Source organism: Streptomyces sp. NPDC058741, assembly GCF_042746715.1.
Taxonomy (GTDB): domain Bacteria; phylum Actinomycetota; class Actinomycetes; order Streptomycetales; family Streptomycetaceae; genus Streptomyces.
Genome location: NZ_JBHYQH010000053.1, coordinates 1 through 17235, shown reverse-complemented (window position 1 = coordinate 17235; position 17235 = coordinate 1). Strand labels below are relative to the sequence as shown.

Annotated in this window: 2 protein-coding genes and 1 pseudogene; all 3 read left to right on the top strand. The window is 73.4% G+C overall.

What is annotated here, in order from left to right:
• Positions 1-36 precede the first annotated feature (36 nt).
• A complete protein-coding gene (locus tag ACFW6P_RS28790) occupies positions 37-471 on the top strand; it encodes a YbaB/EbfC family nucleoid-associated protein (protein WP_386425337.1) in 435 nt (144 codons plus the stop codon).
• 31 nt (positions 472-502) lie between these two features.
• Positions 503-868, top strand: a complete 366-nt coding sequence (locus ACFW6P_RS28785; protein WP_386425334.1) for a hypothetical protein — start codon at positions 503-505, stop codon at positions 866-868.
• Positions 869-17235: pseudogene (locus tag ACFW6P_RS28780) on the top strand (hypothetical protein); the annotation flags it as partial.

Sequence of the window (17235 nt, the reverse complement as noted above, 5' to 3'; positions counted from 1 at the left end):
GGCAGAATCGCGTACGAGCAGGTGGAGAGGGAACCGTTGAGCGAGTCGATGGAAAAGAAGCTGGCCGATGCCATGGCCGAGCTGACCGCCGTGCAGGAGGCGGTCGCACGTGCCGAGAGCGAACTCGCCGAGGCCTCGGCCACGATCCGGTCCCGGGACCGTGCCGTGGAGGTCACCGTGGGCCCTCAGGGCGAGCTGACGGCGCTCAAGTTCCCGGACAACAAGTACCGCGGCATGACGGGCCCTCAGCTCGCGGCCTCCGTGCTGGAGGCCGTGCAGGAGGGGCGTGCGCAGATGGCGCGCCGAGTGATGGACGTCTTCGAGCCGCTGACGCGCGCGAGCGGCGGCCCGACAGGCCTCAGGGGCGTGGACATCGACTGGGACCGGGCGTTCGGCTCGGCACTCGACGGCCCGGACGGCGGGAGGAGGCGCTCGGCGGCCCGCCTGCACGACGAGATCCACGAGGACTGACGTTCCGAAGAAGGCGACGAGGGAGGTAACCATGGCGGGCAAGTTCACCGCTGACCCCGGCCGTATACGCCGCGGCGGCGAGATGATGGAGGCGTTGCCGGACAGGACGAACGAGCTCGGTGACGGCTTCATCTCCCGCATAGGGGACTACGATGGCTGGGCGGGTAAGGACGACGACTTCGCCCGGGAGGTGCTGCCGAAGTACGAGGCGAACAACGAGGCGCTTCTGGAACTGATCAGGACCCTGGGCACCGCGTTCTCGGAGCTCCAGCGGGCGGTCTGGGCCAACGGCCAGCACATCGAGGGCGTTTCGGCGTACGCGAACGAGCAGATCGGGCGGCAGACGTCGAGCCTCGACGCGTTGGGCGGGGACTCCGACGGGGGCGGCAGGCACTAAGTGGAGGAGATCGACTTTCCGCCGGACGTCCGGACGATGCTCTGGATCCTGCTGGGCGAGATGCCCCTGCAGGCCAGGGAGAATCTGGCATGGGAAAGTCGTGAGCTCTACCTCGCGCTTCAGAAGGACCTGATCGACCTGCGCGCCGGCGCGCGGGAGACGATCCAGACGGTGGAGGAGGCGCTGCCGCCGGAGGTGGCCCAGCCGTACATCGACAGTGTGCGGATGCTCACCGACCTGCCCGGCGGCACCGACCCCATCCAGACGTTGCTGTACCAGCTGGACGAACTCGCCAACGGCCAGATCGATTACTCACGGAAGATCCAGGGGTCGAAGTGGGAGATCATCGCCGAGATCATCATGCTGCTCGCCGAACTGGCCCTGCTGGCGGCACTGATGGCGTTCACCGGTGGCGCTTCGGTGTCCCAGATGTTCCTGGCGCGAGCCCGGAGCAAGCTGGCGATCCTCATGATCATCGACCGGCTGCTGCGGATGACGCACCTCGCGCCGACGCTCGGGGGTGCGATCCAGGAGGCCATCGAGGCGCTCGGGGTCCAGCTGTTTCAGATCGGTCTGAACACCGGTGGCCGCAAGCCCAGCGGCGTCGACTGGAAGGACGTCGCAGCTGCCGCCGCGCAGGGCGGGCTCACCAGCGGTTTCATGGAGATCTTCGACAAGCTCCTGAAGCCGCTCCGGAACTACTTCAAGGACCTCCTCGGGGACGTCTTCGGCAAGTTCAACTTCGACCGGAACAGCCTGCTGTTCAAGGGGCTGACGAACGGTCCGCCGGAGGTCGTCACCACCTTCGCCGTCGGGGGCACCGCCGAGAGCGTCGCCGAGGTCATCGTCAACGGGGCCTTCTACGACAAGTGGGAGTTCAAGTGGGAGACCTTCGTCGGGTCCGGCACCAGCAACCTGTTCGAGGCGGGCGCGGGGCTGGCCATCGGCGCGGGGGCCTTCTCGATCTACAACTCCTACTTCGCCGACGGGAACCGGTTCACGGACCTCAACGATCTGCCCGGCCCGGGCAGCCGGCTGGGAGAGGGCGATCCGGGACCCTCGGGCTCCGAGGCCCCGGAGGCGGGCGCTTTTGACGGTCCGTACGCCAAGGGCCCGTCGACGGTGCAGAGCGGCCTCTTCACGCCCGGTCCGGCGACACCTCCCCCGAACACCGTGTCGACCGATCTCCCGGACGGGGTGGGCAGCGGCATAGATGCCCCGCCGCTGTCCCCGTACACACCGCCGCCGACGGCCACGTCTCCGTCGGCCCCGAACACACAGTCCACCGGCGGCTCCGACGCGCTGTCCGGGCCCGTCGACCTCACCCTGCGGGCACCGGGCACCACTGACGGCACGAACGGCTTCAACGGCACGAACGGACTCAGCGGTACGAGTGGGGCGCAGGTCCCCTACCTGCCCCCGCCCACACCGTCGCCTGCCTCTTCGCCGGACACCACACCGCTGACGTCCCCCATGGGTTCCGGGCGCACATCCGGGCCCTCGTCCGGCGTGGACGCCGATCTCACGACGCCGTACCCGGTGCCGGACCTGGAGCCGGACCTCAAGTCCGATCCGGCGACGGGCCCCGGTACGTCTTCGGACGGGCCGGGGGCGGCGATCGACCTCCCGCAGGGACTCACCGCGCCGAAGGGCTCCTCCACCACCCCCGAGCTGGGCACCGCAGGCGGTCCGAACGGCGCGGACGTGGGGACGGCCGATCCCGAGGAGGTGCCGGGCAGCCAGGACGGGCCACGGGACGCCCAGGACGACGCCACCGGGCAGGACCTGGCCGGACGCGGTACGGCGGGCCGGGCCACCGGCGGGCAGCCGGACCTGGAGGGCGATCCGCACTCGCGGGTGGGCGACGCCCCGCCGGTGACCGACGCCGAAACCGGCGCAGTCGGGCCGCCGGCACCCGTGGGAGCGTCGGCCGGCCCGACCACCACGGCGCCCGCGGGCCCCTCGGCACCGTCCGCGCCGCAGGGTGCGGCCGGTTCGGCGAACCAGTCGCAGCAGTCGTCCCAGAGCGGCCCGGACGACCGTGACCACGCGGCCGACCTGCCGGACCAGGGGATGGACCAGGACGGCCGGGAGGAGTCGTCCGACGGTACGGAGCGGCCACTCGCCCCGTCGTCCCGTGGTGGCGCGGCGGACGAGGCCGTGACGACCCCCGGCGCGTCCACAAACACGACCGCGCCCGACGGCGTGCCGGTGCCGGCGACGCCGCCGGCGGAACTGCGCACGTCCTCCGGCATCCCGCAGCCGGACGCACCGTCCGCGCCCGCTCAGCCCTCCCGCGCGGACCTGACGGGGGGACCGGCCCCGTCAGGGGACGCCGCGGCCGACCTCACGGCCCGCGCCACCGACGTGGACACCTCCACCGAGACGGACACGGTCACCTCCACCGGGCCGATGCCGGAGCACGCCGTCCCCGTCGCCGATCCGGTACGGCCCGAGCAGTGGCGGGCCGGGCGCCACGACGCACCGGCGGTGCCCGTCCGCGCCGGACAGGCCGACCCGGCGCTGGACCCCGAGGCGCCCGACGGCGTCCGGGAAACCCTCGTCCGCGCGTGGGTCCAGCGGATCCAGGCGGACGACGGCCGCTGGATCAGCAGCGTCTCGCTCCGCCTGCCGGTCCGGACCGGGGAGGGCTTCGCCCCCGACGAACTCGCGGCGTTCCAGGAGCGGATGCAGACGCTGCTCGACACCCGCCTGAACAACGGTCTGCTGCTGCCGCGGTCGGGCGACCAGCTTCACATCGACCTCACGCTCACGCCGGCACCCGCTCACTCCGAAGCCGTCGAACTGAGCCGGAGCCCTCAGCCGGACGACACCGACCAGGTGCACTGGCGGCTCCACTCCGTCGATCCCGCCGCCGCACCGGAGGAGACGGCGGCGCGGCAGGCACGGGACGACGCCGCGGTGCTCCACATGCTCCTGAACTACGCGGGCGTACCGGACCGTGGCCGGGCGGCCGAGGGGGTGCTGCGCCGGCTGGTGCTGTCCGTTGACGGCGGCACGGCCGGCCCCGGCCGGCGGTCCGACCCGGCACCAGCCGTGCCGCTGCGCTATCTGGAGACCATCGAGAACGCCATCGGTGCCCATGACGCCGTCCTCGACCACCCGCTCTCCGCACGGGGCACCCGGCCCCCGAGCGGTGTCGACGACCCGGCCCGTGCGCCGCAGATGCTGGCACCCGACCGGCCCGACCGGACCGACCGGGACGTACCGGTCGCACCGGCCACCCCGGTCCGGACCGCCTCGTCCCCGGCCTCCGCGTCCCCGGCCTCCGCGTCCCCGGCCTCCAGGTCCGCGGCGGACACCGACGAAGGGCAGCCGGCCACCGCCCCCTCCCCGTCCGTCGCGGTGCCCCCTGCGGACGCGACTTCGTCCGTCCCCGAGGACAGCCCCGGACCCGGCAAGGGCAAGGGCAGGAGCACGGGCCCCGGCACGGGCTCCCTCGCCGTGTCGGTCCCGTTCGACGGCACCACCACCTTCACCGACGACACCCTCGATCACACGCTCGGCGACGACGCCCCCATCGACGACGCCATCGCAGCCGAGCTCGCCGTCGAGGAGGCACGCCGGGAGTACGGCGACGCCCTCAGTGCCTTCGACCGGGCCGCGCGGACCGCTGACACGCTCACCGCAAGCGTGGAGAGCGGCCGGGGAGGCACCGACGACGCCGCCAGGCTCCAGGACGCGTGGCAGGACGTCGAAAGGACGCAGTGGCGGCTCGACGAGGCCCGGGACCGCCTGCGTGACCTCGGTGCGGACGCGGCCGACGACGCCGCCGCGGCCTCGGTCGTTCCGCGGGTCCGCCGCACGGAGGACGAACAGCGGCGCACCGCCGCCCTGGTCACCGCCGACGACCTGCCCGCCGACCCGCCCCGGCTGGCTCCCGACGACCGCCTCACCCCGGCCGCTCTGACCGCCGCGGGCATCACACTGGGCGAGGGCCCCGCGCTCCAGGCCGCCCTCAACGGCTCCGTACAGGTCGGCGAGAGCGGGATCAGCCCCGTCGACCACGTCCGGCTGCTGATGACCCGGCCCGGCCCCTGGACCGACGCGCTCGACGCCATCGCGGCACATGCCGCCCGCCGGACGTGGAGCGCCGCGTACGAGGACTTCGCGCGCGCCGCGGACCGGGCCTCCGGGGTTCCCACCGGCACGGACCCCGCCGAAGCCTGGCAGCGGGCGGTCTCCCTGGTGCTGCCGCTGGAGCTGCACCCCGTGCTCGCCGACTCGCGGCACGCACGCGGCGACTTCCGTGACGCCGTGCGCCGGGTGGCCGAGCACCTCGCCGTACACGGGGCGGACGCCGTCTCGGGCACGGAGCTGGCGAGCCGGCTGCGGCGCGAGCTGGGTCTGCCCCCGCGTCTGCCGGGTGGATCGCCCGCGGTGCCGCCCGGTGACGCCCTTGCCGCGCCCCGGCCCAACGGAACCGGTGAGACCGACCGAACCGGCGGAACCGCCGGCCGCGGCGGGATGGCCGGCCGCGGCGGGATCGCCGGCAGGTCCGGCTCCTCGCCCGTCGTCCCGCTCTCAGACGACGCCAAGCTGGGCGTCGGCCGCCGGTTCAGCGCGCAGATGAATGATCTCCGCCGCCCCGTGGTCCTGGCCGGAGCGGCCAGGGGCAGGGTGCTGTTCGACAACCCACGCCCCATCGGCCCCCTGGAGTTCGAGTCCCCCGCCGATGTCGCCCGGTACGCCGATGTCATCGACGAGGCCGTCCGGCGGTTGAGATGGCCCAGGAAGGCCCTCCGCCTGAGCGCGGACGGACGCACGGTCTCCGGTAAGGTGCGCGGCGCGGAGATCGTCGTCGGCTCCGCCCCGCAGGTTCGCACCGGCCCCGCCATTCCCACCTGGGCCGACGGTTTCTGGGTCCCCAGCGTCACCGAGGCGCTGGCGGACGCCGCGTACACGCTGGCCCTGGCCACCGACGATCAGCAGCGTGACTCGCGCCTTTTCGACCTGCTGTGGGCGCTGTCCCACGCTCCGGACGATGACGCGCCCACGCCCCGCGGGCTGGAGGCCCTGCGGGGCGACGCCTACCTTGCGGCGCGCCCGCGAGGGTCCGCACCCGGCCTGACCCTCCAGCTCTACCGACTGCTGGACGGGTTGGCCCGCGATCCCGAGGCCGTCGCGGCGATCGGGCACACCTGGCTGTCGCTCGGCGCGGTACCGGCCGACGTGAGCCGGATGAACGCCGAACTCCACTTGCTCGTCAACGCGTTGCGTCCCGCCAACCCGGTGGTCTCGGACCGGGTCCGGTGGCTGGTGTCGCAGATGGCCGGCATGGCGAAGGACGTTCGGGAGCAGGAGCTGGCCGCGCTGTCGCCCCGTGACCGGGAGCTCCTGGCCTCCCACCCGGCCCTGGTGGACGTGCTGCGCAGGACCCTGTCCGTCCCGGACTTCGTGGAGACCGCGGCGCACCTGATGGTGCAGGTGCCGCCCGGCGTGGAACAGCCCGTCTCGGCACGACGGGAGGCGCGCCGACTGATCGTGCTCATGATGCGCGATCCGGACGTCACGGCGAAACTGCTCACGAACGGCGGGCGCGTGGTGGTGGTGCCCCGCAGCAAGGCGATCACCTCACTGGACCCGTTCCAGGGTCTCGTGGGGCGGGCCACCCAGGACGGCCGGGCGCGGGACACGCTGCGCGGCGTCGCCGTGCTGCATACCGCGGGGGTGCCCGAGGAGAACCTCCTCGGCGAGTCCACCTCCGTGCCCGGCGCCGGTTCCTACGAGGACGGCTTTTCCGTCACCATCCACGAGTTCGCTCACGTCATCCATATGGCCGGGCTGAGCAAGGAGCAGCGGAGGCTCATCCGGGACGAGTTCGACAAGACCAAGAACGAGGACGGCGCGCTGTGGCCCGACGGATTGCTGCACGGCATGGACGGCGCGGGGCGCCGTACGGAGGCCAACTACTCGAGCCGGGACGAGTACGAGTTCTTCGCCCAGCTCACCAACGTCTACTTCCGGGCGAACGCGGGAAAGGACGCGCACACCAGGCTGAGGCGCTCCAACGGCGGCCCCGACTGGGTCCGCAGGCACTTCCCGGCACTGTTCCCGCTGATGCGGCAGCTGTACGGCGACGTCCCGGACGGCGCCGGGCCGGTCAACCCGGTCGCGGCCGTGCAGGAGCAGAACGAGGTCTACGCGGGCTCCCGGGCGCTGTGGGACGAGGCGGAGGGCGTCCACGTGCCGCAGCCCCACACCCCGGCACCCGTGTCCGCGCCCCCGGCACCCGTGTCCGCGCCCCCGGCCCCTGCGGCTGCCCGTGCGGCCGACGGGATCACGGACGCCCCGGCCGCCCCGCCGGCGGCCCCGCCGGCCGTGCCCGGCGAGCTGTCGGAGTACGTGCGCACCCACGGCACCCTGCACGACGGGCACGTCGGTCTCGTCTTCCACGAGCCGACCCCGGACCCCGTCCTGGACGGCCTGCACGGGCAGATCATCCGTGCTCTCGGGGTGGACCCGGCCGGTACGGAGGGCCAGGAGCTGCGGGCGCGGCTCCGCGACGAGCTGGGCGCGGTGGAGATCGAGTCGAACCGGCCGTACCTGCTCAGCCGGCAGGGACACCGGATCACCCTCCGCCAGGGTGGCCGTGACCGGTCGGTGGACGTACGGCTCGCCTACGCCGATGCCGCGAAGTCCGCGAAGTACGGCCGGAACACCGGTCAGCGTCCTGTGACCCTGCCCGACGTGCAGACGGAGGTCCAGGCCGCGGGCGGGCAGACGTCCTCGCACCGGGAGAGCTCGGGGACCGTCCGCACCGCGTCGACGCCGTCGATCGGGATCTTCCGCAACGAGGGCACCGGCCCGCTGCGCTTGTCGGACGTCACTGCCAGCGTGTCCGCGACGCACAACCAGGTGGCCCAGTCCGTCTCCGTCGACGAGACGTTCGAGGTCACGAGCAAGCAGCAGGCCGAGGAACCCGCGCATCCGACGGATGTCGACGGGCGATGGCAGGTCCAGGTCGACACCCCCCGCGACGATCAGACCGGCAACTGGCAGCCCGAACAGTCGCACGGCACGCTCACGATCTGGGTCCACGAGCATCTCGCCTTCGACGGTGCCGACTCCGGCGACCTGCCGGAGCCCGGGGACGTGGACGACCTGCCGCTGTGGGGAGCCGCCAGCGTCGCCGAACCGCGCCGGCTGCTGACCGAGCTCCTCCAGCACCAGGACTTCAGCGCTCTGCTGAGCCTCGACGAGGACTCGGAGAAGGCGCTGGAGACCTTCCTGTCCCAGCGCATGCTGCAGGGCACCCCGCATCTCCAGCGCACCGGCGGGGTGTTCTCGCCGACACTGCTGGACGAGGACGGCAACGCGGTCGGCGTGCTCGAGCTCACCGCGGTGATCGAACCGGGGCAGCCGATGCGCCAGAGCGCCGAGGGCGCGTCCAACCTGGAGACGTTGCTCTCGCACTCCTCCAGCGTGGAGCGGTCGGCGAAGTGGACCAGCGGCCTGGGAGTCGAGATCGCGGGCGGCCCGTCGTTGACCGCCGACCACACCGCCGGGCACCCGCGCGCCCTGAAATCGTTCGGCGGCAACGTCATGAGCAAGGCAGGCGTCAACTGGCAGCTGAACGACCAGCTGAACAGCGTCAGCAGCGCGAAGCTGACGCACGGCATCCGCACCACGACCGGTCATCTGCTCACCCCCGCCAGGGTCACCTACACCGTGACGCTGCACCGGGCCGGTGGCGGTCAGGCCAGCGGCACGTTCGGCCCGTGGGAGGACGGTCTGCGGCTGCGCATCGCCCGGCGGGAGGTGATGACGGGCCACCGGCCGGGTCCGGACGACGTGCGCGAGCTCCCCGAGCACCTGGAGCACCTGACCGGCATCGGGTACACGGAGACGCCCCTCAAGATCGAGGGAGCGGATCCGCTGTTCGCGAGGGCGGAGGCGTGGCTGCGGCAGGAGGGCTTCCTGCCGCCCGCCGAACCCCGGCGGCGGTGGCTGCCGTTCCGGCTGGACGAGCCGTTGGTCATCGCCCAGTTGGAGAACCTGCGGCGGCTGCGGCAGATGCGTTCGAGGTTCGGCCTCGCGGCGTCGGCGGCCGACAGCGTGGACGGCGGGCAGCCGGCGTGGTTCGACCGGCCGCACGCCGTCTCGGGCACCCGGCGGGTGCAGTTGCGGTTCTCCGTGGCGCGGGACTACGCGCGGCCTTCGGACCACGTGCGCCGACTGCCCGACGTCCTCCAGGGCGGCTCCAGTTCGTACGAGGCCGGCGGCGGGCGGCAGCGTGGCGCGGCGCTGAGCGGTTCCGCGGGCGGTGGCGCCGGCTTCCAAGCGCCCCTGTACGACGGTGCCTGGGGGCTGAACGCGGCTTCGGACTACCTGGCCACCGGGCAGATCACGGACACCGGGAACACCGGCGACTCGGTCGGCTACGACCAGGTCGCCGCGGCGACCGAGAACGGCAGCGAGCTCTTCGAGGTGCCCGCCAGGCTCGGTCTGGACCTGTACGAGGGCCCGGGGGACGACCCGCGCATCCGCTTCGCCGACGGTGCCGGAACGGACGACGGCGCCGGTGCCACGGACGGCACGGCGCTGCTGGCTCCGGGCGCCACACCGCACACCGTGCCCGGCGAGGTCACGCTGCTGGTGCCGCACTACCGCACCCAGGCGCCCGCCGCGAGTCCCGTACCCGCCGCGCCCCGGCCGGGACACGTGATCCGGGAACTCGTCACCGACGGCGGGCCGGCGGACGACCGGCGGCGCCTGAACCTGGTCGACGCCCAGGGCCGCCCGCTGCCCGGCGTGACCCGGCTGCCGGAAGGCGCGGTCGTGGACACCTTCCGCGGCACGGCCGCTCTGCGGGAGGCCCTGGGGCAGATCGTCGCGGGGACCTATCCGGGCCACCCGGAGCAGGGGCCGGTGGGCCGGGCGGTGCGGCGCGCCTCCGTGCAGTTGAGCGGACTGGCCACCGAGACCGCCAGGCGGGGTTCGGCGGTGAAGGAGGCGCTGCCCGAAAGCCTGACCGGCGCGGTCAACCGGGCCGCCTCGGCCGTCAGCTGGGCCGCCGCTCCGGTGACCTGGACGGCCAGGACGTCCGCGGACGGAGTGGCGGCGACCTACAAGTGGATGTCCGTCGCCCTGGCCGGCGCGTCACTGAACGACCAGGGCACCCTCGCGACCGAGACCCGGCACGATGCGATCCGGCCCGCCCAGCTCATGTCCCGTGCCCGGCAGATCCTGGACGGGGCGTACCTCGTCGAGGGGCTGATGCTGCCGGGCATGGCGGCCGACCGGGTCATGACGCTGGAGATCAGTGGCTACCTGACCAATCCCCGCAACCTGGGTTCCGAGTCGCTCTATACGGAACAGGACCTCCTGGCCGGCGAAACCGCGGGCCGGGAGCGCGGCATCGGCGTGACCCACCAGGGCAACGCCCAGCTCTCGGGGTTGCAGTCGCCGCCCGCCCCGCCCGGCGTGCTGGTCCGGCAGGCCAACCCCGCCGGCCGGTACTCCCAGTCCCGCCGCACCGACGACATCAGCACGGTGAACTCCGTGGCCAAGGCCACCCACACCACGCACCATACGGGCAGCAAGCTGTGGATCGGCAGTGACCTGACGCTGCTGCTCACCGTCCGGTGGGGCGTGCGCAACGTGGCAGGGAACGCCGTCGGCCTGGGCACGTACACTCCCGTGACGGTCGCCGTGTACCTGCCCCGCGCCGTGACGTATCTGGCCTCCGCCCAGTCCGTGGCCCGCATGGCCGCGTGGCTCGGCGGAATGCAGGGGCTCCCCGGCCTGACGCAGCCCCAGCCCGGCGTTCCCCTTCCCGGCCGGTTCGTGCGGACGCGCCAGCTCGGCAAGGCGACCGTCCTGGCGGTCACGCAGCTCGACGACACCACGAACCGCAGGGAACGCCGGGACCGGCTGCGCCAGGAGCTCATCGCCCTGGTCGAGAGCGAGGCACCGGGCGTCACCCGGCCCGGCCACGCCTCGTACGTCTCCGGTGTGGCGACCGAGATCGCCCGCACCACCGAGCCGGCGGCGCTGCGCGCCCTGCCCCGGCGCGGCCCCGCTGGCCATGTGCGCTTCCACTTCGTCCATGTGGCATACGGCGGGGCACGACTGGTCGAGGTGACCCTGAGCGCCGAGCCGATCATGCAGACGCCCGCCCTGCGCGGCGTACACGGCCGTCCGGCCGACGAGGGAACCGGACTGGAGCTGGGCGACACGCTCATTGCGCAGGGGAGGGCGACGTCCTCCGGCGTCACGACGACACGCCAGGCAATGGTCAGCGTCGTCTCCCGCTATCCGCGAAACGGCGGAGTCGGGCTCCCGGACCGCTCAGGCCCGTCCGCCACGCTGGCCATCACCCGGGCCCGCATCGCGCGGTCCGAGGTGGCGACGGAGGACCGCTTCTGGACGCGCTCGGGGAGCGCGGCCGACTTCGACCTCGACTACCTCTTCACCGCGTCGGTCCGCTCCCAGGCCGTGTGGCAGTGGCCGCCCAACATCCCCGGCGCGGTCTTCCAGGACGGGCTGCTGAACCTGTCCGGCCTGGACGGCGACGTGGCGCGGCGAGTGCGCGGCTGGATGGGACGTCTGCTGCGGGGCCGGCCGGTCGGCCGTGTCTCCGTACCGGCCGCGACGGCACTGCGGTTCATCGGCTCCGAGGCCGTCGAGCCGCGCCTTCTCCCGGCGCCGCGGCCGCCCGCGCTGCTCACGGTCGACCCGCTGCTGCTCTCGCCGGGCGAGGCCGCGGCCCGAGGCACCCTGCCCTTCCCGGACGGCGCGCGCCTGGAGCCGACCGGCCCGACCCCCCTGTACGACTTCAACGCCGCCCCGCAGCTCGCGCAGGCGCTGCGCGAGGTCGATCCACGGATGGCCAGGTCCTGGCAGCTGCCCGCGAACGCCTCGTCGGAGGCCATGGCCGTCCGGCTGGGCGAGATGATCCAGGCCGGTGAGATCAGCCTCGACCCGAGCGGCACGGCGGCGGGCCTGACCACCACGATGCCCGGAAGCTGGCCGATGGAGACGCCCGATACCCCGCCGTCCCTGCGCGTCGCCCTGCACCGTCCGCGGCCGGTCACGGACACGGGCGACGTCGCCGTGGACCGGGGCCGCCGGCAGGTCCGCACCTCCTCGACCGTGTCCTCGACCGCGGGTTCCTTCGTCCTGAACCAGCAGGGCCTCTACCGAGTGGGGCCCAGCAACTCCCTGATGCTGGGCCAGACGTTCCCCCTGCTCGCGCAGCAGCCGCACGCCATGTCCTCGGGCGGCAAAGTGTCCGCCTCCGAGTTCAGCCGCCTGCGGACCGGCACCGTCAGTGAGTCCACGGACCGGCGTGGCACGCGCAGTTACGAGACCCTGGTCGACCTCGTCATCACGGTCGACGGCCCCGGGGGGGTCCGGTACGTCACCGGAAGCTCCACCACACGGCTGTGGGAACGCGACGTGCTGGGCTTCGGTGTCACCCCGCCGCGCCCCGGCCCCGGGATCTACGACCTGCCCGCGATGCTCGTCGACCTGGACGCGGACGACCTGCGGGACTGGGCACGGCACCCGGTCACCGACCTGCCGCGCGTGCTGGCGGGGGGTATCGACGAGCAGGACGCGTCGGCGGAGATGTGGCTCGCGCTCGGCCCCGACCCGGACGGCACCCGCCTGGCCCGTGCCCTGTTCGTCGGCTCCCGTACGGCCGCGCTGGCCGGGAAGCCGGTCGAACTCGTGGTCCGCACCGACCAGGGGCTGCGCTACTGGCCGTTCGACGCCGACGGCTCCCTCGCCGACGTGACCGACGCGACCCATGACGCCTGGGCAGGCGTACGCGACGCCATCGGCACCTACGTCCGCGCGGTGCGGGCCGAGGCGACGGCCCGTCACCGGGAGGACGTACTGGCACGGCGCAGGCCCGGTGCGCTGCGGGCGCTGGAGGAGGCCGGCCGCGCGGTGGACACCGCCACCGCCGCGCACCGGACGGCCGACCTGGCCCACGCGGACGCCGTGCGGACCGCCGGGACCGTACGGTCGGAGCTCACCGGGACACGGGACCGGATCGGTGCGGCGCGGGAGGAGATCGCGCGGCTGGACGCGACCGCCCGCGACGCGCAGACCCGCTACGAGGCCGCTGCGGACGAGGAGCTGCGGCTGCGGGAGCAGGGGCAGCAGGCTCGGGCCGAGGTGGACCGCCTCGGGCGCCTCGTCGCCGACGCGGAGACCACCCCGGCCGCCGCCTCCCGGAACGACCTGGCCGCGGCCGAGGAGTACGCCGAGGATGTCCGGGAGCGGGAGGCGGCCGCGGTCCGGCAGCGTCAGCTGGACCTCGCGGAGATGACCACGGCTCGCGCGGCGGCCGACGAGCTCCGGACCACCCTGGACGAGGACGTCGTGCGGGAGGCGGCCCTCGCCGGGGACCTCGCGCGCGCCGAGGCGGACGTGTCCCGCGCTGAGAGTACGGAGCGGCAGGCGGACGCCGAACTGAGGCGCCGGACCGGGGCCCGTGACGCGATCCGGTCCCAGCTCGGCGAGATCGAGGGAGACCTCGCCACCGTCCGGCAGGAACTGGCCGAGCACGCGCGCCGCCACAGCCAGGCGTGGGAGGAACTGCCGGGCCTCACAAGCGCCCTGGAGTCCGGCCGCCGGGCGGAGAGCATCGGCGCGGGGCCGTCCCTGCGCGGCTCCGGTTCCTCGGCGCCCGCCCGTCCCACCCGTTCCGGCCGGTTCGGCGGACAGCCCCTCCCCGCGCCGCCCCCCGAGGAACCGGGGACGGCCGGAGCCCCGGTCACCGCGGCCGTACCTGCTCCCGTCGCGGCGCCGCGGCCCGACCTGCCACCGGCCGAACGGGCGGACCTCACCACGCGGCTGCCCCGCATGACCGAGGAGGAACGGACCTCCCGGCTGCTGTCCCTGTCGTCGCCGGACCGCGAGGCCCTGGCCTCCGACCGGGCGCTGGCGGCGGCGCTGCGACAGGCCCTGCCCGCCGACGCGTTCGCACGGACCGCCGCGCTGCTGATGGTGGACGTCCCCGCGGGTGTGGACCTGCCCGTCTCGTCCGGCATCGAGGCGCGGGCACAGGTGGCCCGCATGCTGCGGTCCCCCGCCGTGGCGGAGCGGATGCTGACCGGGGGCGCGCGCATGATCGTGGTCCCGAAGGACGCCGCCCTGACGTCGCTGGACGCGTTCGGCTTCCTCCGGGGGGAATCGGCGCAGGACGCGCGCCCCTTCGAGACCGTGCGCGGGCTCCAGGCCGGCGGGCGGACCGCGGTCGGCGAGGAGAACCTGCTGGGGGACGCCACCGCCGTGCCGGGCGCGGGGCCTTACGCCGACGGCTACTCCGCCGCCACGCACGACTTCGCCCACGCCGTGCACCGCCACGGGCTCACCGACGAGCAGCGGCGGCTGATCACGGAGGCGTTCCACGACAAGGTGCTGGCGGGCGGTTCCGCCGCGTGGCCCGACGGGCCGCTGTACGACGCCTCCGGCACGCACCGCAACTACTCCTCCCGGAACGAGTACGAGTTCTTCGCCCAGCTCACCAACGCCTACCTGGGGACGAACACCGGGACCGACCCGTACACCGGCCGGCCCCGCAACAACGGGTCGAGCTGGGTCCGGCGGCACGAGCCGACACTGCTGCCGCTGCTGCGGGAGCTGTACGGCACCGAACCGCGGGGCATCCACCCCTGGCGGGCCAACCCCCGGGCTCAGGCCGACGTCTGGGCGGCCTTCCGTGCGATGTGGGACCCCGCGGAGAACACCTACCGGGCGCAGCCCCACGCCCCCGGACCTGCGGTCGCCCCGGAGCCCGCGTCCAGGCCCCGTTCGCCGCTCTCCCTCGCCCAACTGGAGCAGATGGCGGCCCGTGTGGCGGGCGGCGACGCGGTGGGGAGCATGTCGGTCCAGCGCTGTCTCGTGCTGCTGCGGGCGATGCGGGACGCGCTGTACCCGCGGGGGGTGCGTCCGGCGATCGCGGTGGACGATTCGGTCCTCGGTGACCCGTCGGCGGCGTCGTCACTGGTGCCGGGCCCCGGGTGGCATGCGGTGCGGTCGTGGGATGCGGTGGCGGCGGCGGTCGCGGCTCAGGGGCCGAGCGCGGTGGCGTTCGTCCTGGCGCGGCGTCAGGGCGGGGTCCTGGGGCACGCGTGGGCGGCCTACCACCTGGGTGGTTTCGACGGTGTGGTGTGGGTCGACGTGTCGGCGGGACCCGGCCGTCAGGTGTCACCGCGACCGCCGGCGGTCGCGGCGTCCGAGGCCCGGGCTCTCGTCCTCGACCCGTCCGGGCAGGTTGTGGAGCATGCGCTGCCGGAGTTCGCGCAGTCGTCGTCCACGGCGCACGCGGTGCTGGACGCGGCGACGGAGCGCGGGTACGGCGCACTCGGCCTGGAGGTCGAGAAGCGTCAGTGGTTCACCATCAGCGGCATCGGCGACCTACCGCCCAAACAGGTACTGGCCCACGCACCCGGTCTCAAGATCGTCACCGATCACGCTCCGCTCTGGCGGACCGCCGACGGTCGCGTACACCTCACCACACCCACACTCGCACCCGGAGAGCCGCAGCCCCGCTTGATCTCCTACCTCATCGGCGAGGTCGTTCTCGAGCCGATGGCGGTACTCCCCGGCGAGCAGCGTCAGTCCCAGGATCTGGCGCTGGCTCGGCTGGACCGGGTGGAGCGAGCCCTGGAAACCGGGGACGAGCCGGGCTCAGCCCAGCTCACACGCCTCTCCGATCTTCTCCCCGCCCAGGACGGCTGGGAGACCACCGAGCTGGGCGACAAGGCCCTGGTCGCCCGGTCTCTGATCCAGACCACCGCCGCCTATGTGCAGCCCACCACGGGTCTGCCCGCCCTGGGGCTGAGCGCGCTCCAGGACGCCGTGGTCGACCTGCTGCCGCACGATGCTCTCAGGCAGCTGGACATGTCGGGCAGGGAGTTCGGGATGAAGGCCACCGCGGACTTCGTGCGCGCCTTCACCGGCCGGAGCAAGGTGCCCGACCATGTCGTTCCCTTCCTGTCGCCCATTCCGGACATCGACGAGCTGTGGGGCTACCTGCGGCTGGGATACGCCCACACCGTGGCCAGGCCGGCCGGCGCCGTCCTCAACCACGACCCGAGCGGGTTCGTGGTCAAGAACGGTCTGGCGGTGGCGTCCCGTCACGCGCTGGACCGCATCCGGCGGGCGCTGCGGCCCCGCACCCGGGAGTACCTCGACGAACACCACGACGGCATCAACGCGAGTCTCGCCGTCGTGCTCGGGAGGCTGCTGGAGGCCTACCGGAAGAACCTCATACCGGACAAGCCGTTCTTCCCGGGGTACTTCGACGCCACCATCGGCGATGTGCCGTCGCCCCGAGAGCACATGACGTCCGTACTGACGGGGCGCACCTCCCGGGGCAAGGTCGTCACCCAGAAGCAGATGGTCGACATGGACGACGACCAGTACCCGACCCTGGACACCGACGACGGCAGGCTGGAGGTCCCGCTGGTCCTCACGGAGCTGCGGCACTTCGGATACACGGGCCAGTTGATGACGCCCGAGGAGATCCGGCGGGCCGTGGCCGAGCTGTCGAAGCTCAGCCGCGATGCCTATCAGCGGGCACTCACGCACCGGGCCCCGTTGCCGGAGGACGTCCTGCGCGATGCCGTCACCCGGGTCCTGGACAACGACGTCGTCCGTGGCCTCGCCGACTTCGTGTTCATGGTGCTGTTGCAGGGTCTGCCGCAGCCGAGCAGCCGCAGCTACCGCCGGCTGATGTCGGTGGGGGAGAGCCAGAGGATCACCCGCGCCCTGGGCGAGTACGCCCTGGGGACCCCGCTGCCGGACGACGGCTCCGTGCAGCGAGCGCTGCGCACGGCTGTCGACGAGGCGTCCGAAGCCATAGACACCGTTGCCCCGCAGCACCGGTCGAAGCTGCAGGACATGGTCGGCCGGGCGCGGACCGCCCTGGAGATCCTCGATGATCCCGAGCGGACGCCGCCGGCGCTGGTGTGGGCTTCCGAGTTGGTGGCGGTGGACGGGGCGCGGGTTCCTCTGGACCGGGTGCTGGTGGTCGGGCACCGTGATGCCGAGGGCAGGCCGGTGGGGACGTCCTCGCGTCCGCTGGAGGACTGGCAGGAGGCCGGCCGGCACAACTACGGCCTGTTGCCCGGGGTGGTCGGGTTCACCTTCGTGCGGCCGGGTCCGGTGCCGTTGGAGAGTCCGGCGCTGGCTCTGCCGTTCGCTGAGGCGTACCTGGTCGGGCTTCGCGGGGGCCCGGCGGCGGCGATGCTGGCGTTGTCGGACGGCTCTCATGGGGTGTTCGACTACGCGCGGGTGGTGGATTTCCTCTTCGCGGTGGACGGTCATCTGAGCGCGTTGGCGCCGGAGCGTCCGGTGCTGGTGGTGGGGGCGGATCTGGCGGG

Excerpts from the sequence above, each read along its gene's own strand:
- ACFW6P_RS28785 (WP_386425334.1), top strand. The coding sequence starts at position 503 with ATGGCGGGCAAGTTCACCGCTGACCCCGGCCGTATACGCCGCGGCGGC.